Source organism: Streptomyces laurentii (assembly GCF_040635425.1).
GTDB classification, from domain to species: domain Bacteria; phylum Actinomycetota; class Actinomycetes; order Streptomycetales; family Streptomycetaceae; genus Streptomyces; species Streptomyces laurentii.
The window spans coordinates 1-17,037 of record NZ_JBEYHT010000101.1 but is presented as its reverse complement, the minus strand read 5'-3'; the positions used below and the strand labels follow the sequence as shown (position 1 = coordinate 17,037).

Genomic DNA, 17,037 nt, shown 5'->3' with positions numbered 1-17,037 from the left:
AACCCGGGCGAGTCCGCGATCCTCGCGGTCGGTGCGATCAAGCTCCAGCCCTGGGTCCACAAGGGCAAGGTGAAGCCGCGCCAGGTCACCACCCTCGCGCTGTCCTTCGACCACCGCCTCGTCGACGGCGAACTCGGCTCCCGGTTCCTCGCCGACATCGCCGCGATCCTGGAACAGCCCAAGCGACTCATCACCTGGGGCTGACGCCCGGGTTGGACGAGTCGGCCGAGTCGCGCGAGTGAGGGCGATTCGGCCTGTTTCACGTGAAACACGCGCCCGGTCGGGGACGGATTCCGCCCCCGACCGGGCGCGTTGTCGTCGGGAGCGGCCCTTTCCCGCGACCGGGGGACCCGTCCACGTATCCGGGTGTGAGTAGATGAGGTACAGGAAATCCCGGTGAGAACGATCATGGTCGTCTAGCACGCGCGATCGGCCTGGTGCGGGGGTTCGGAGGAAGATCCTCTATCGCTGCTGGGGCATGGCTAGCATCCGCCGCATGCCGGTGGAATTTTTAACTGATGAGCAGGCCGAGGCGTACGGGACGTTCACCGAGGTGCCCACGCGACCGGAGCTGGAGCGGTTCTTCTTCCTCGACGATGACGACCGCGACCTGATCGCCCTGCGTCGTACGGACGCACATCGCCTGGGCATGGCCTTGCAGATCTGCACGGTCCGCTACATCGGCCGGTTCCTGGGTGAGGACCCGCTCGCGGTGCCGTGGGAGGCCGTGGAGTATCTGGCCGGGCAGCTCGGCATCGCGGACGCACGCCGAGGGGCCGGTGGCGCTGTTCAACCACGCGGTGACGTGGCTGCGGAAGAACCGGGTGCTGCTGCCCGGAGTTTCGGTGCTGGCCCGGCAGGTGTCGGAGGCCCGGACGGTTGCCGAGCGGCGCCTGTACGAGGCGGTGGCCCGCGCCGCGTCCCGGGCCGATCCCGCGCTCGCGTCGGCGCTGGCTCAGCTGCTGGTGGTGCCGGAGGGCAAGCGGGTCTCGGAGCTGGAGCGGCTGCGTATTCCGCCGACGAAGTCGACGGGTACGGCGATGGTGCGGGCCATGGAGCGGGTGGAGGGGATCTCGGCGTTCGCGCTGGGGCGGGTAAACCTGTCCCGGCTGCCGGTGAACCGGCTGTCCACGCTGGCCCGGTACGGGCAGCTGAGCAAGGCGCAGACGATCGAGCGGGCGCCGGAGCCGCGGCGCACCGCGCTGCTGACGGCGGTGGTGCGCCAGCTGGAGGCGCAGGCGGTCGATGACGCGCTGGACCTGTTCGCGGTGCTGATGGCGAACCGGCTGATCAGCCCGGCGCGGCGGGCGTCGGACCGGGACCGGCCGGCGATGCTGCCGCAGCTGGAGAAGGCGGCGCGCATCCTGGCGAAGGCGTCGAAGATCCTGACCGAGGAACTGGACCTGGTTGCCGAGGCGGGCACGGATCTGGACGTGGCCGGGCTGTGGGCGGCGGTGGAGGAGACCGTGCCGCGTACGGCGGTGTCCGGGGCGGTCGCGACCGTGGAGGCCCTTGCCTGAGGACGACGGGCCGGCCGAGGCGGCGATGCGCGAGAAGCTGGCCCTGCGCTACAACACCGTGCGCCCCTTCCTGTCGCTGTTGGGCGAGCCGGACGCGCTGAGCGCCGCCCCTGCCGGACGGCGCATCCTCAAGGCGGTGCGCCGCCTGCCCGCCCTGTCGCGGCGCCGGGTCAAGGACCGACCGCTGCTGCCCCGCGAGGTCGACGCCGAGCTGGTGCCCGCGATGTGGAAGCGGGCGGTGTTCTCCAACGCCAAGCTGCCGCAGGGCGCGGTCGACCGCGACGCGTACGTGGTGTGCGTGCTGGAGCAGCTGCACCGCGCGCTGAACCGGCGCGACGGTTTCGCCTCGCCGTCGAACCGGTGGGCCGACCCGCGCGCCCGGCTGCTGGACGGGCCGCGGTGGGAGGCGATGCGCACGGACGTGCTCGCGGGCCTGTCCCTGACCGAGGAAGCAGGCGAGCACCTGGCCCAGCTCACGCGAGGACTCGATGCGGCGTGGCGGCAGATGGCCGACCGCCTTCAGGAGGCCGGCGACGACGCGAAGGTGGAGATCGTCGTCCCCGAGGGCGGCGGCAGGGCCAAGTTGTCGGTGGACAAGCTCGGCGCCGTGGGCGAGCCCGAGTCGTTGACCTGGCTGAAGAACACCACGGAGGCCATGCTCCCCAGGATCGAGCTGCCGGACCTGCTGTTCGAGGTCCACTCCTGGACCGGGTTCCTCGACGCCTTCGGCCACGTCTCCGAGCGGCGCAGGCGCTGACCCGCTCGCGCCTGTCCCACGTCGACCAGAACTACGTGCGCGCCGACACCATCGCCGCGGCGAACGCCGCGCTCATCACCGCCCAGTCCCGTATCGAGCTGGCCCAGATGTGGGGCGGCGGGCTGCTCGCCTCCGTCGACGGCCTGCGCTTCGTCGTCCCCGTCAAGAGCATCAACACCGGCCCCTCGCGGGCGGATCGACAAGACCATGCATCTGCTCGCCCTGGTCGACCCGGTCGACGACACCTACCGGCGGCTGATGAACCGGCAGCTGACCGTGCAGGAGTCCCGGCACCGTCTCGCCCGCGCGATCTGCCACGGCGGCCGAGGCCAGATTCGGCAGGCGTACCGCGAGGGACAGGAGGACCAGCCGGCCAGTCTGGGTCTCGTCCTCAACGCCGTCGTGCTCTGGAACACCCGCTACTTGGACGCGGCTGTCGCCCGGCTCCGCGCCGAGGGCCACGACATCAAGGACGAGGACGCAGCTCGCCTCTCCCCACTCAAGGACCGGCACATCAACTTCCTGGGCCGCTACCTGTTCAACATCACCGCCAGCGGCCCCGGCCAGGGCTTGCGCCCCTTCCGCGACCCCACGGCCGAGGACGACGAGGAAGAGGACTGACCGCCAGCGCACCCGAGACGTCAGGCCGTTCGTTGTACCCCGTGCAGGCCGGGCGGCACCGCCTGGTACCCAGCGCAAGAAAAGAATGCTGATCGCCGAAAACCTAGCGCCGACCGACGTGGCCCAGCCGACGAGTCGAGAGCAGGAGGCTCAGCGGGCCAGCAGGCCCTGGATCGCCGCCGCGATCTCGTCGGGTGCGTCTTCGGCCATGAAGTGCCCGGCGCGGGTCAGCCGGTGGTCCAGGTCCGGCGCCCACGCCTTCCACACGCCGGCAGCGTCGTAGCCCAGCTGCGCGCCCCAGTCCTGCTGGACGACCGTCACGGGCATGGCCAGTTGCGACCCGGCGTCCAGGTCCGCTTGGTCGTGCATGACGTCGATGTCCGCCGAGGCCCGGTAGTCCGCGACGATCGACGTCACCGCCGCGGCGCTCGCGCGCAGGTATTCGGCACGCACATCCTCGGGCATGGTGGTCGGGTCGTTGGCCCAGGCGTCGAGGAACGAGCCGAAGAACGCGTCCGCACTGCCTGCGATCATCGCCTCCGGCAGGCCCGGCGGCTGCGCCATCAGGAATAGGTGGTAGCCGACCGCCGCCGAGGCGCCATGCAGGACGTTCCACATGTCGAGCGTCGGCACGATGTCGAGGATGCCCAGGTGCGTGATGGTCTCAGGGTGGTCCAACCCCGCCCGGAAGGCGACCAGGGCGCCTCGGTCGTGGCCGACGAGGGCAAAGCGCTCGTGGCCGAGCGCCGCCGCCAGGGCCACGACGTCGGCGGCCATGGTGCGCTTGGCGTACACATCGGGGTCGGTGGCCGTCGGCTTGTCGCTGGCGCCGTAACCCCGCAGGTCAGGACAGATCACCGTGTGCTCGTCGGCGAGCCGCTCGGCGACGTGTCGCCACATCAGGTGGGTCTGGGGAAAACCGTGCAACAGCACGACCGGGCTACCACTGCCGCCGACAGCTGCAGCCAGCTCCACACCGTCCGCACCGGGCAGGCGAACGTGATCGAAGCCGGGAATGGTGAGCGTCATGAGGGACCACCCTTTCGGGTCGGGGACTTGACCGGATCAGCTTGGGCGACGGCGATCAGCAGCCGATCAGTACGGTTGGGCGCAGCCGGCCCCTGGCACGGAGGATGGGGGCATGCGAATCGACGTGCTCGGTGTGGTGCGGGCCCTCCGCGACGACGGCAGCCCGGTTGACCTGGGCGGACCCCGCCATCGTGAGGTACTTGCCCGGCTCGTCGCCGCCGAGGGACGGATGGTCACCACCGACACCCTTGTCGATGACCTGTGGACCGATCCGCCGGCCCGCGCCGTGGGTGCTTTGCGTACGTTCGTCGCCACGTTGCGCCGCGCCCTCGAACCCGACCGGCCGCCCCGCAATCCGCCGCGCGTAATCGTCACCGAAGGTCCCGGCTACGCGCTGCGCCTGCCGCGCGATGACGTGGACGTCCATCGGTTCCAGGACACCCTGGCCCGAGCCCGCCGCAACCCCGACGCGGTGACCGACCTCAACGCGGCACTCGCGACCTGGCGCGGACCCGCCTACGCCGATGTGACCGGCTCCGCATGGGCGCAGCGCGAGCGGACCCGACTGGAGGAATTGAGGTTGGAGGGGGTGGAACTGCGCGCCCGCATCCTCCTCGATTCCGGGGAAGGGGCCGACCTCGTCGCCGAACTGGGTGCCCATGTCGCCGAACACCCGTGGCGCGAGCCGGCCTGGGAGCTGCTTGCCCGCGCGCTGTACCGCGCGGGCCGCCAGGCCGACGCACTGGCCATCCTCCGCCGCGCCCGCGCGATGCTCGTTGACCAACTCGGACTCGACCCCGGCGCCGACCTTCAGCGCCTGGAGACGGACATCCTCAACGGGTCCGCGCCCCCAGAAGGAGCACGTACCGCGTGGACCGGCCATGGTGTCCGGCTCGGCCCGCGCACCACCATGGATCTGGCCCGCACCCTCGCGCTGGCGGGTGGCGACGCCCTCGTCCACTCCCGGCGCGACCGCCTCGCCGCCATCCATGCGGCGGAACGCACGGGAGACCTCTCTCTGACCGCCCGGACCATCGGCGCCTACGACGTGCCCGCCCTCTGGAGCCGTGCCGACGACCCCGAGCAGTCCCGCGCCGTCATCGCGGCTGCCGAGCGCACGCTCACCGGGCTTGGCCCAGGCGGCCCCGCCGACCTGCGCGCCCGCCTCCTGGCCACGGTCGCCGTCGAGAGCCGCAGCGCCGATCTGTCCGGGACCGAGCTGAAGCACGCGCAGCAGGCGGCGCGACAGGCAGAGGAATTGGCACGGCACCTGGCCGATCCCGCCCTGCTGGCCTTCGCCCTCAACGGGGTGTTCCTGCAGTCCTTCACCCGCCCCGGGCTCGCGGCGGCACGGGACAGGACCGGCGCCGAGATCCTCGACCTGGCCACCCGGCACGAGCTGCCGAACTTCGCCGTACTCGGCCGACTCGTCCGCCTGCAATCCGCCTCGGCCCTCGGCGACCTCGACGCCGCGACCTCGCACGCCAATGCAGCCGACCAGCTCGCCGCCACCACCGAGGCGCCCCTCGTCCCCGTCCTCACCGGGTGGTTCAGGGCCCGTGCCACGGCCGCCCGCAGCGCCGAACCTGGCGGACCGACCGCCGCCACGGCAGCAGCGCACTACCGCGCTGCCGAGGACGCCCTCCGGACAGCCGGAATGCCGGGGCTGCACCGCGGCCTGTTCCCGCTCGCCCTACTGGGACTGCGCCTGCTGCACGACCGGCCCGCGCCCACCGACCCGCACCTCGACTGGGGCCCGTACAGGCCCTGGACGCGACCCCTCGTGCTGCTCGCCCAGGACCGGGGCGAGGAGGCCCGTACCGCCCTCGCTGCGGTGCCCGAACCACCGCGTGACCACATGCAGGAGGCCATGTGGTGCCTGACCGCCCGCGCCGCCGTACGCCTCGGCGAGCGCGGAATCGCCGCGCACGCTGCGGCTGCCCTGCGTGATGCCTGTGCAGAACACGCCGGCGCCGCCAGCGGAATGCTGACCCTGGGCCCGGTGGCGCGGTACCTGGCAGAGGCGGAGGCATGCGCCGGAGCGGGGTAAGCGACCGCAATCCGCGAACCCCGAGCCCGTCCGCGCTCACCCCACGGCCCCGGCGGAATCAGGTCGCCATGACGTTCAGGGGCATCCGTCGCCGACGCCAGGCGGTCGGCGACGGTCTTGATGCCACGCGTGGTGATCCATCGCCCGTATGCGTTCGCGCAGGGCGCTGTGACAATTTGAGCGACAGCCATGGGGGTCCCTGCTGTCAACCACATCGTGGGGGCCAGCGGGCCGTCTGCAACTGTGATGACAAGCGCGACGCCCGGCGATTCGCATAAATGACCAGATGTGAGAGTTCTGAGAACGGCCCGGAGTCTGTCGCGTATCCCCAGGTCGCCGTTCGCAGAAGTCCTCTCAAAACCGGCGTGTTGTCCGAGATAGTCCTGACAGACTGTACGGGTGGATCTGAGGCCCGATCAAGCAGCAATCGCGGTAGAACGAAATGGCTGTCCGAAATGTGAGGCTCCGGCGGGCAGCGCCTGCCGCACCCGGAGCGGGAAGTGCGCAACGAAGTACCACACCGCCCGCTTCATTCTCGTGCCCGCGCTCCGCGAGGAGCTGGAGGTGCCGACGCCGGAGGACCGCGGCCCGGGGCGGCCCTGGAAGGCGGGCCAGCCCGCCAAGGCGCCACCGGCCGCCGCGGCGGCCAAGCCGATCCGGATCGGCTACGCCCGCTGCTCGACCGCCCAGCAGGAACTCGCCTCCCAGCTCGCCGCGCTCGAACCGATCTGCAAGCGGATCTTCTCCGAGAAGATCTCCAACCGGATCAAGACCCGCCCCGAGCTGGAGAATGCCCTCAAGCTCGCGTACGACATCAAGGAGGCCGCCCCCGACCAGGAGGTCATTCTCACCGTCCACGAACTCAAGCGCCTGGCCCGCAACGCTGCCGAGCTGATGATCCTGTCCGGCCAGCTCCAGGACGCCGGCGTCCAGCTCGAACTCCTCACCGGCCCACTCACCGGGATCTACGACCCCAACGGCATGGGCGCCATGTTCTTCGCCGTGCTCGCCGTCGCCGCCCAGCTCGACCGCAACTACATCCGGGAGAAGACCCTGGAGGGCCAGCAGGCCGCCGCCGCCAAGGGCAATCACGGCGGACGCCCCAAGGTCATCGACGACGACATGCTCACCTTCGCCGTCGCACTGAAGGACAAGGGCGTCCCCGTCCCCGACATCGCGAAGAAGCTCACGATCAAGACGGGCAAGAACGCGGGACGCCACCCCTCGGTCGCCTCGCTGTACCGAGCGCTCGCTGAGGCCGAGGAAGCCGCCTCACCGGACGACGCGCAGGTCATCGGGCCCCGCCGCCCGGTCCGTGCCCGCATCACCGGCCCCGGCAGCGGCACCGACCCAGAGCTGCTGGAACGGCTCACTGTCCAGGTCCGCGACGGCGACACCGTGCTGGACGACCTCACCCGCCAGGCTCAGGACGGCACCGACTACGTGGTGGCCCAGCTGCTCGCGCGGGCCCGGAACGGAGACGACCAGTAATCCCCGTGCCGCCCCACCGTTGGAAGGGCCCGGCGTCCTCGGCGCCACCGGACCCGGAGAACACGGACCCTTCGGCCGCTGGCCCGAACCCGAAGAAGGCGAGACCGCACCCGAGCCCAGCACGCCCGAGCCTCGGCAGAAGTAGGGGAATCGCGGCAAGATCAATCTCACCGGGATTTCCTGTACCTCAACTACTCACACCTGGTATCGCATCGTGGACGGGTTCCTGTTTGTCGACCTGTTGTATCTAAGCTGTACGCATGCCATCAGCCCCAGCTCCCGCCCCTGCCCCCGAGTCCGCCCCCGTCAAGCAGCCGCCCGCCGCCGATCGTGTGTACGCGCACGTCAAGCAGGCGGTGCTGGACCGTCGCTACGAGGGCGGGACGCTGCTCACCGAGGGGGAGCTGGCACAGGCCGTCGGGGTGTCGCGGACGCCCGTGCGCGAGGCGCTGCTGAAGCTGGAGATGGAGGGGCTGCTCAAGCTCTACCCGAAGAAGGGCGCCCTGGTGCTCGCCGTCTCCGCTCAGGAGATCGCGGACGTCGTCGAGACCCGGCTGCTCGTCGAGGAGTTCGCCGTGCGCCGGGCCGTACCCGCGCCGCCCGCGCTGATCACCCGCCTCGAAGAGCTGCTTGAGGAGCAGAAGCGGCGCGCCGAGGTCGGGGACCTGGGCGAGGTGTCCGTGACCGACCGCTGCTTCCACGCCGAGATCGTCCGGCACGCCGGCAACCAGATCCTCGCCCGCCTCTACGACCAGCTGCGCGACCGTCAGCTGCGGATGGGCGTCGCCGTGATGCAGGCCCACCCCGACCGCGTCGCCCAGAACATCACCGAGCACGACGAGATCCTGGAGCGGATCAAGGCGGGTGACGCCGAGGGCGCCGCCCGGTGCGTCCGGCGCCACCTCGGCCGGGTCCAGGCCCTGGTGCGCGGGGACGCCCGGTGAGCCGCCGCGACCGCGGCCGTAACGGATACGGCGGCGCCGTCACCCTGCCGGGCGACCCGCCCGGTGGCCGGCGCGCCGTCCTGGTCTGGGGCGTCGGCGTCGCCGTCTACTTCGTCGCCGTCATCTTCCGTACGTCCCTGGGCGTCGCCGGTCTCGACGCCGCCGACCGTTTCCACGTCAACGCCTCGGCCCTGTCCACCTTCTCCATACTCCAGCTGCTCGTCTACGCGGGCATGCAGATACCCGTCGGCCTCATGGTCGACCGCCTCGGCACCAAGAAGGTGCTGACCCTCGGCGTCGTGCTCTACACCCTCGGCCAGCTGGGCTTCGCGCTCTCCCCCTCGTACGGCATGGCGCTCGGCTCGCGCGCGCTGCTCGGCAGCGGCGACGCGATGACGTTCATCAGCGTGCTGCGGCTCGGCGCCCGCTGGTTCCCCGCCCGGCGCGGCCCGCTCATCGGCCAGATCGCCGCGCTGTGCGGCATGGCGGGCAACCTCGTCTCGACGATCTTCCTCTCCCGCACCCTGCACGGCCTGGGATGGACCGAGACCTTCGTCGGCAGTTCGCTCGCCGGTGTCGTCGTCCTCGTGCTGCTCCTGCTGTTCCTGAAGGACCACCCCGAGGGGTACGAGCCCGCTCCCGCGCGCCCCGCGCATCCGGCCGCGGGCGCCGGCGGCACCGCCTTCATCCGCCGTCAGATCGCCGACTCCTGGCGCGAGCCCGGCACCCGGCTCGGCATGTGGGTGCACTTCACCACGCAGTTCCCCGCGATGGTGTTCCTGCTGCTCTGGGGCATGCCGTTCCTCGTCGAGGACCAGGGGCTGTCCCGGGGCACGGCGGGCGAGATGCTGACCCTGGTCGTGCTGTCCAACATGAGCGTCGGCCTCGCGTACGGCCAGATCATCGCCCGCCACCACGCCGCCCGCGCGCCCCTCGCGCTCGGCACCGTCGCCGCCACCGCCGTGCTGTGGGCCGCCACCCTCGTCTACCCGGGCGACCACGCGCCGATGTGGCTGCTCATCGTGCTGTGCGTGGTCCTCGGCGCCTGTGGCCCGGCCTCGATGATCGGCTTCGACTTCGCCCGGCCCGCCAACCCGCCGGAGCGTCAGGGCACGGCCTCCGGAATCGTCAACATGGGTGGTTTCATCGCCTCCATGACGACGCTTCTGGCCGTCGGCGTCCTGCTCGACGCGACCGGCGACGACTACCGGATCGCGTTCTCCTCGGTGTTCGTCCTCCAGGCCCTGGGCGTCACCCAGATCGTCCGCCTCAAGGCGCGCACCACCCGCCGCGAGCGGGAGCGCCTGGTCGCGAGCCGCGTGGAGGCCGTGCACGTACCGGCGTGAGCCGCGGCGGCCCCGCACGTACGGCATGAGCGAGCCCCCGCCCCCACGAAGGGGAAGCGGGGGCTCGCTCCGTTCGTCCGCCCGAGCGCGCGTCAGTTCGGGGTGACCGCGAAGCGCTCCAGGATCGCCCGCGCCAGATCCTCGTCACCCTCGACCTTGACCGCGTCGGCCACCTCGGCCGCCCGTACCCGGCCGCAGGCCAGCCGGACGTACGTCTCCCAGTCCGTCGCCAGCGTCACCGCCGGGCCGAGCGAGGGCGTTCCGTCGATCGACCCCTCGCCCTGGGCGTTCACCCGGACCGTCCGCAGGAACTCCACCGGCCCCGTCACGTCGACCACCACCGCCGAACCCGCCGGTGCGCCCGCCTCCTTGGCCACCACCCGCGGCAGCGCCTCCAGGAGCACGTCCCGCGCGACGTACGCGCCGGGCGAGTCCAGGTTGCCGGGGACGCCCAGCGCGGCGCGCAGGTCCTGCTCGTGCACCCAGCAGTCGAAGGCCCGCGTCCGGTACGCCGTTTCGAGCGTCTGCTCGGCGCGCAGCGGGGCGGGGATCAGGGTGTCCGGGGCGCGGTTCTCGTTGCGCAGCTGCCGGGCCCGGCGGATCAGGATGTACTCCAGCTCCGAGGTCATCTCCGGCGCGGTGTGGTGCCGCCGCACGTCGACCTGCATCTCCATGTACCGGGCGTGGTCCGTCCGGACGTGGAACAGGTCGCGGGGCAGGCTGTGGATCGGCCGCGGGTCGCCCAGCATCTCGGTCTCCATGCCGATGACATGGGAGACGATGTCGCGCACCGACCAGCTCGGGCAGGGCGTGGCACGGTTCCACTCGCCCTCGACGAGCGGCTTGACCAGCTCGGCGATCGCCTCCACGGCATGGGTCCAGGCGTCGGCGTAGTTCTGAAGGCTGGGATGGACGGTCACGGGACCCCTCGGCGGTTCTTCGGTGCGCGGGCTGAAGTGGCGGGCGGCTGGGGAACGGGCTGGAAGCATGACGGCGTGGGAGGCTTGGACGCTAAGTTACGCTGCCCGGAGGCACCCCGGCAGTGCTTTCGTGTGACGATCGTAGGCCGGTGTTGACGGCTCGAATGCCAGGACGGTGGTAGTGTGCGCGCCTCGCTGATCCAGATCGCGGTAGACCCGGACGAACCAGTCGACGACCGGCGGGCGCGCGTGGCCCGTCTGGTGCGGGAGGAGCGGGGCGTCGCCGACCTCGTGGTCCTGCCGGAACTGTGGCCGACCGGTGCCTTCGCGTACGAGGCGTTCGGTGCCGAGGCCGAGCCGCTGAAGGGTCCCACGTACGAGGCCATGGCCGCCGCCGCGCGCGACGCCGGAGTGTGGCTGCACGCGGGCTCGTTCGTCGAGCGGGTGCCGGACGGCGCCGCCGACGGGGCCGGTTCCCTCTACAACACCTCGCTCGTCTTCTCCCCCGACGGCGAACTCGTCGCCTCGTACCGGAAGATCCACCGGTTCGGCTTCGACAAGGGCGAGGCCGTGCTGATGGCGGCCGGCGAGGACCTCGTCACCGTCGACCTGCCGCGGCTCACCGTCGGCGTCGCGACCTGCTACGACCTCCGCTTCCCCGAGCTCTTCCGCGGCCTGGTCGACGCCGGCGCGCAGGCGTTCGTGATCCCGGCCGGCTGGCCCGCCCGCCGCCGCGCGCACTGGACACTGCTCGCGCAGGCGCGCGCGGTCGAGAACCAGGCGTACGTACTGGCCTGTGGCACCGCCGGCACGCACGCGGACGTCGAACAGGCCGGCCACTCGATCGTCGTCGACCCGTGGGGCGAGGTCCTGGCGGAGGCCGGGCCCGGCGAGGAGACGCTGAGGGTCGTCCTGGACCCGGCGAAGGTGGCGTCGACGCGGGAGCAGTTCCCGGCGCTGAAGGACCGGGTGCTGTAGGGCCGTTCCCGGGAGACTGGGAGGCTGGGAGACCAGGGGCTCGGGGCCGGTGTCGAACGCTAGTGCTCCCGCTCCCGTTCGGCCATCCGGATCACGCACACCGCCATCGCGATGAGCAGGGCGGCATCGGCGTCCTCGCGGACCACGTTCACGGCGTAGGTGTCGCGCACATGGAACCACTGGCGGGAGATGTGGGCGAGGAGTTCGCCCTCGTACTCGACCGTGAACTCCCGGTCCAGGATCCGGCCGCTGACGTCCAGGACGGTGCCCTCGACGAGGGTCACCCGGAAGTGGTTGCGGAGCAGCGAGAGCCGTTTGCGGCGGATGGTGGCGAGCACGCGGTCGTCGCGCTCGATGGTCATCGCGTCGCGCAGGCTCAGCATCTTCTGCCGCAGGACGGCGAGGATCCGCCCGTCGGGGTCCTTCAGTTCCAGTGTGTCGCGCAGTCGCAGCGCCTTGCCGTCGACGAGGAAGGCGTGGCGGCCGTACTCGTCCTCGATCCAGTAGTCGTCGCCGACGGCGAGGATCTTGTCCCGTACCAAGTACTTCATGGGGGCCTCCCTGGCATCAGACGGGGAAGTAGCGGGTCAACGGGGTCGGGTTCGCGCCGAACAGGTCGCCGAAGGGCGCGTCCAGCTGGTGGATGAGCAGCACGGTGAAGGCGATGAAGCCGGACAGGCCCATCACCATCACCACATGGGTGGTGGTGCGCTGGATCCCGAAGAGGAACATGAACGCCAGCGTCAGCACACCGCCGATGATCAGCCCGGCCCACAGCACCGGCGACAGGCTCTGCTGGGCCGCCGCCTCCCGGCTGCGGCGGGAGTCGTCGACATTGCTGAGCTGCGCCGTCACCTCCTGCGAGGTGATCTGCTGCCCGGTGGTGCTGGTGGAGCCGCGGATCGTACTGGCGTCGCGCAGCTGGGCCAGCAGGTTCCAGCCCGAGGAGCCGAGGGGTTCGCGTTCGACCATCAGCGGCCATTCGACGTGCACGACGTGGGCGGCGTAGGTGGTCGCGGCGTTGCGCATGGCCTGCTTCTGGGCGGTGGGGAAGGCGTCGGCGAGCAGGTACGTCTGGTGCAGCGCGCTGGCCTCGGCCTGGACGGTGTCCTGGGCCGCCGAGCAGTTGTCCCATACGGAGACGAGGCACAGGCCGAGCACGAGCGCGTAGAGGACCGACACCATCATCGCGACGTACTCGGCGACGTCCTCGCGCGGTTCCTCGTCCTCCCTCACCGGGAACAGCCGGGTCTTGGCGAAGACGGCGACCGCGGCGACGAGGCACACGACGAAGACGACGACGAGCGTTTCGGTCAGAACCACGGGGTCTCCCAGGGTCGCTCAGAGGTTGCGGGAGCCGAGCAGGGCGGCGGCGACGGCGGCGGGGATGAGGAGCAGGAGCAGGATCCAGGCGATGCCGAGGTGGGGGAGCTGACGGGCGCGGTGGCGTACGCGGGGCAGCAGCGCCTCCTCGCTTCCGGCGGCGGCCGGGGGGCGTGCGCCGGGCGGACGGGCGGTTCCGGTGCCGGGCTCGGTCCCGGTGCCACCGCTGGTGCCTGTTCCGGCCGCTGTGCCTGTTCCGGCCCCGGTCCCGGCTCCTGTTCCGGTCCCGGCCCCGGCCCCGGCCCCGGTCCCGGCCCCGGCCCCGGCTCCTGTTCCGGCCCCGGCCCCGGTGCCTGAGGCGGCGCCGGCTTCGGCTCCGGTCCCGGTCCCCGCGCCGGTGCCCGCTCCGGGGGCCAGGCCTTCCGGAGCCGGGCCCTCCGCCGCGCCGGGCGGGGCGGTACCGGGCGGGGCGGTCAGCGCTTCGGCGGCAGCGGCGGCGAGGGCGGCGGCCGCGGCTGTGGCGGCCCGCGAGAGAGCGGCGGCACCGGGCGCACCGGCCCCGGCTCCGGCGCCCGCACCCGCTGCGGCCCCCGCCGTGGCCCCGGCACCGGCGCCCGCCGTGGCCCCGGCACCGGCCCCGGCGGTCGCGCCTGCGGCTGCCCCAGCTCCCGCTGCGGCCCCCGCCGTGGCGCCCGCGGCCGCCCCAGCGGTCGCTCCCGCGGTCGCCGCCGCCGTGCCCGGCGGTCCGGCCCCGGGGACGGCGGCCGTGCCCGGGGCCGGGGGGACGCCCGCTCCCGGAGTCGTACCCGTACCCGCGCCCGTACCCGTACCCGCGCCCGTACCCGTACCCGTACCCGTACCCGCGCCCGTACCCGTACCCGTACCCGTACCCGTACCCGCGCCCGCGCTCGCGCCCGCGCTCGTTCCGCCCGCACCCGCTCCCCCGCCGGTGCCCGCTCCCGCTCCCGTTCCCGTTCCCGTTCCCGGGGCGGTGCCGCCGCCGGGCACCCGGAAGGTGGCGGTGGCCTCGGCGGTGAGGAGCGGGGCCGGGACGCGGGCGCCGTCCTCGGCGAGGGTGGTGATCCGGTCGGTGCCCGTGACGAGCCCGGTGCTGCGGTACGACCCGGGGTCGCGCCGTACCGTCGCCGCGCACCCGGCGGACACCCCGGGCGCCAGCGCCTCCACGCACGGCATCGCGCCGGGGGCGGCGCCGAGGGCCGCGTCGGTGAGCCGGAGCCCGTACACCGTCCGGTCGCCGCGGTTGGTGACGGTGTACGAGACGACCGCCTCGTTCCCGGTGACCCGTACCGTCTCCGCGAGGCCGAGCGCGCCGCCGATCCCCTCGTACCCGGCACGCGCGGTGGCGGTGAGCCGCTGCCCCAGGGACGGGACGTCGCCGTGGGCGGTGACGGTCCCGATGTGCTCGCCGGCCCGGGCGGGGAAGCGGGCGGCGCACACGAAGGAGCCGAGCGCGGCGAGCGTCCGGGCGGGGCAGCGGATCCCCCCGCCGGGCACCTGGCCGTCGGCGACCGTCACCCCGTACAGATCGGCCTCGCCCCCGTTGACCAGCCGGTACTTCTTCACGACGGCCGCCCCCGTCCGCACCGTGGGCCCGGGCACTCCGGGGACGGTGTCGACGGTGACGGTCAGTTCGAGGGCGTTCTCCCCGGCGCCGCCCGCGTGCGCGGGCAGGCACGGGCACAGCGCGAGGACGAACGCCAGCGCGACGACGGCCGCGAGGGGCGTGCGCGTCGCGCACGATCCCCGCGTGACCCGCATGACGCCTCCCGGCCTAATAGTCGGATGATCGTGCCGCACAGCCATGCTGTGCGCCCGGTCCCCGCCCACCCCGGCCACGACACGCGCGACCCACCCCACCCGGTCCCGCGCATTCACCCGTTTCCCGGCGCCGGGCGACCCCCTGACGTCCGGTCGTTCCGCCGTGCGCGCGTGATCCGCCGTTCACGCCCGAATGGCAAGCTTGAAGAATGAACGATGCCTCTCCAGCACCCGCTTCCGCGCCGTCCACCGGCGCCCGCCGCGTCCGTGTCCGCGCCCCCGAACTCGTCGGCAAGGGCGGCTGGCTCAACACCGGCGGGGATCAGCCGGCCCTCGCCGACCTGCGCGGCAAGATCGTTCTGCTCGACTTTTGGACATTTTGTTGTATTAACTGCCTGCACGTCCTCGACGAGCTGCGCGAGCTGGAGGAGAAGCACCGGGACACGCTCGTCATCGTCGGCGTCCACTCGCCGAAGTTCGTGCACGAGGCCGACCACCAGGCGGTCGTCGACGCCGTCGAGCGCTACGAGGTGCACCACCCCGTGCTCGACGACCCGGAGCTGACGACCTGGAAGCAGTACGCCGTACGGGCCTGGCCGACGCTCGTCGTCATCGACCCCGAGGGGTACGTCGTCGCCCAGCACGCGGGCGAGGGCCACGCGAACGCGATCCGGACCCTGGTGGAGGAGCTGGAGGCGGAGCACGCGGCGAAGGGCACGCTGCGGCGCGGCGACGGGCCGTACGTGCCGCCGGAGCCGGCCGCGACCGATCTGCGCTTCCCCGGCAAGGCCGTCGTACTGCCGTCCGGGAACCTGCTCGTCTCCGACACCACCCGCCACCAGCTCGTCGAGCTGGCCGAGGACGGCGAGACGGTGGTCCGGCGGATCGGTACCGACGGTGACGGGGAGTTCCGCGAGCCGCAGGGGCTCGCGCTGCTGCCGTCCGGGCAGGTCGTCGTCGCCGACACCGTCCACCACGCGCTGAAGCTGTTCGACCCGGCGACCGGCACCGTCGAGCGGATCGCGGGCACCGGCCGCCAGTGGTGGCAGGGCTCGCCGACCTCCGGTCCGGCCCTGGACGTGGACCTGTCGTCGCCGTGGGACGTGGCCTGGTGGCGGGGCAAGGTGTGGATCGCGATGGCCGGCGTCCACCAGATCTGGACGTACGACCCGGAGACCCGCACCGTCGAGGTCGCCGCCGGCACCACCAACGAGGGCCTGGTCGACGGGCCCGCCGCCGAGGCGTGGTTCGCGCAGCCGTCGGGGCTCGCCGCCACCGCCGACCGGCTGTGGATCGCGGACTCGGAGACCAGCGCGCTGCGCTTCATCGACACCGAGGGCGCCGAGGGCACCGGATACACGGTCCACACCGCCGTCGGCACCGGCCTGTTCGACTTCGGCCACCGCGACGGCGCCGCCGGCCAGGCGCTGTTCCAGCACCCGCTGGGCGTGACCGCGCTGCCCGACGGTTCGGTCGCCGTCTGCGACACGTACAACCACGCGCTGCGCCGCTTCGACCCGGCCAGTGACGAGGTCACCACCCTGGCCACGGATCTGCGCGAGCCGAGCGACGCGGTCGTCATCGGTGAGGACGTCGTGGTCGTCGAGTCGGCCCGGCACCGGCTGACCCGGCTGCGGCTGCCGGAGGAGGCGGTACGGGTCGAGGCCGTCGCCCACCGCACCCGCCGCGAGGCCACCGACGTCGCCCCGGGCCGGCTCCGCCTCGACGTGGTGTTCCAGGCGCCGAAGGGCCAGAAGCTGGACGAGCGGTACGGTCCGTCGACCCGGCTGCTCGTCTCCTCCACGCCGCCCGGGCTGCTGCTCGCGGGCGACGGTACGGGCACCGACCTGTTCCGGGACCTGGAACTGAACCCGGAGCTGACCGAGGGCGTCCTGCACGTCTCGGCGATGGCCGCGTCCTGCGACGACGACCCGGCGAACGAGTACCCGGCCTGTCACGTCCACCAGCAGGACTGGGGTGTTCCGGTGAAGGTCACCGACGCCGGGACCGCCCGGCTTCCGCTGATCCTCGCCGGCATGGACGGCTGACGGACGGCACGCCCGAGGGGACGGATGCCCGAGGGGACGGGATGCCTGAGGGAGGGGACGCCCGAGGTACGGGACGTCCGAGGTACGGCTGACCGGCCCCCCGACCGGTCCGCGCCGTTCCGGCCCGCCGGGGCTCAGAAAGTGTTGGGTAACTGACCGGCTGCACTTTGTGACGCGCTGGCGGTGATCTCTGCGGTTGAGGAAGCCGCGAAGATCGCCGTCATGTGTGTC

Annotated in this window: 12 protein-coding genes and 1 pseudogene; 8 read left to right on the top strand and 5 right to left on the bottom strand. The window is 72.4% G+C overall.

The features are described 5' to 3' along the window. Both ABZ693_RS34960 and ABZ693_RS34955 read left to right on the top strand, forming a co-directional pair. A partial coding sequence (locus ABZ693_RS34960; protein WP_359885522.1) for a 2-oxo acid dehydrogenase subunit E2 occupies window positions 1-204 on the top strand: 204 nt, incomplete at its 5' end. Between the two features lie 292 nt (window positions 205-496). Next, window positions 497-2,898, top strand: a pseudogene (locus ABZ693_RS34955) (Tn3 family transposase). A gap of 150 nt (window positions 2,899-3,048) precedes the next feature. On the opposite strand, the gene ABZ693_RS34950 reads toward ABZ693_RS34955, so the two are convergent. Further along, window positions 3,049-3,927: an alpha/beta fold hydrolase gene (locus ABZ693_RS34950; RefSeq protein WP_359885521.1), complete on the bottom strand. Its 879-nt coding sequence runs from the start codon at window positions 3,925-3,927 to the stop codon at window positions 3,049-3,051. A 112-nt stretch (window positions 3,928-4,039) separates the two neighbouring features. On the opposite strand from ABZ693_RS34950, the gene ABZ693_RS34945 reads away from it, so the two are divergent. The 4 genes from ABZ693_RS34945 to ABZ693_RS34930 all read left to right on the top strand — a co-directional run bounded on the left by ABZ693_RS34945 (window position 4,040) and on the right by ABZ693_RS34930 (window position 9,758). Then, on the top strand, window positions 4,040-5,977 hold the full coding sequence (locus ABZ693_RS34945; RefSeq protein WP_359885520.1) for an AfsR/SARP family transcriptional regulator: 1,938 nt from the start codon (window positions 4,040-4,042) through the stop codon (window positions 5,975-5,977). Window positions 5,978-6,376: 399 nt separating this feature from the next. Then, the gene (locus tag ABZ693_RS34940) at window positions 6,377-7,468 is read left to right on the top strand and encodes a recombinase family protein (protein ID WP_435842637.1); all 1,092 of its coding nucleotides are present in this window, start codon (window positions 6,377-6,379) and stop codon (window positions 7,466-7,468) included. Window positions 7,469-7,728: 260 nt separating this feature from the next. Beyond that, window positions 7,729-8,412 carry a GntR family transcriptional regulator gene (locus tag ABZ693_RS34935; RefSeq protein ID WP_359885518.1) on the top strand — a complete coding sequence of 228 codons (684 nt, stop codon included), beginning with the start codon at window positions 7,729-7,731 and terminating at the stop codon, window positions 8,410-8,412. Further along, window positions 8,409-9,758 (top strand): MFS transporter, encoded by a 1,350-nt coding sequence (locus ABZ693_RS34930; protein WP_359885517.1) that lies wholly within the window; start codon window positions 8,409-8,411, stop codon window positions 9,756-9,758. Before ABZ693_RS34935 ends, ABZ693_RS34930 begins: the two co-directional genes overlap by 4 nt. 92 nt (window positions 9,759-9,850) lie before the next feature. On the opposite strand, the gene ABZ693_RS34925 is transcribed toward ABZ693_RS34930, so the two are convergent. After that, on the bottom strand, window positions 9,851-10,678 hold the full coding sequence (locus ABZ693_RS34925; protein ID WP_359885516.1) for a maleylpyruvate isomerase family mycothiol-dependent enzyme: 828 nt from the start codon (window positions 10,676-10,678) through the stop codon (window positions 9,851-9,853). Between the two features lie 183 nt (window positions 10,679-10,861). Here ABZ693_RS34925 and ABZ693_RS34920 point away from each other — a divergent pair, with 183 nt between their 5' ends. After that, the gene (locus ABZ693_RS34920) at window positions 10,862-11,656 is read left to right on the top strand and encodes a carbon-nitrogen family hydrolase (RefSeq protein WP_359885515.1); all 795 of its coding nucleotides are present in this window, start codon (window positions 10,862-10,864) and stop codon (window positions 11,654-11,656) included. 59 nt (window positions 11,657-11,715) lie between these two features. Here the strand turns inward: ABZ693_RS34920 and ABZ693_RS34915 are convergent, their stop codons facing one another. Genes ABZ693_RS34915 through ABZ693_RS34905 form a run of 3 tightly spaced genes read right to left on the bottom strand, consistent with a single transcriptional unit; the run spans window position 11,716 to window position 14,758 of the window. Next, on the bottom strand, window positions 11,716-12,207 hold the full coding sequence (locus ABZ693_RS34915) for an LURP-one-related/scramblase family protein (protein ID WP_359885514.1): 492 nt from the start codon (window positions 12,205-12,207) through the stop codon (window positions 11,716-11,718). Window positions 12,208-12,223: 16 nt separating this feature from the next. Further along, on the bottom strand, window positions 12,224-12,979 hold the full coding sequence (locus tag ABZ693_RS34910; RefSeq protein ID WP_359885513.1) for a bestrophin-like domain: 756 nt from the start codon (window positions 12,977-12,979) through the stop codon (window positions 12,224-12,226). A gap of 18 nt (window positions 12,980-12,997) precedes the next feature. After that, on the bottom strand, window positions 12,998-14,758 hold the full coding sequence (locus ABZ693_RS34905) for a hypothetical protein (protein WP_359885512.1): 1,761 nt from the start codon (window positions 14,756-14,758) through the stop codon (window positions 12,998-13,000). 209 nt (window positions 14,759-14,967) lie between these two features. Between ABZ693_RS34905 and ABZ693_RS34900 the strand changes: the two genes are divergently transcribed. Beyond that, window positions 14,968-16,806, top strand: coding sequence for an NHL domain-containing thioredoxin family protein (locus tag ABZ693_RS34900; protein ID WP_359885511.1), 1,839 nt, complete (start codon window positions 14,968-14,970; stop codon window positions 16,804-16,806). Window positions 16,807-17,037: the final 231 nt, after the last annotated feature.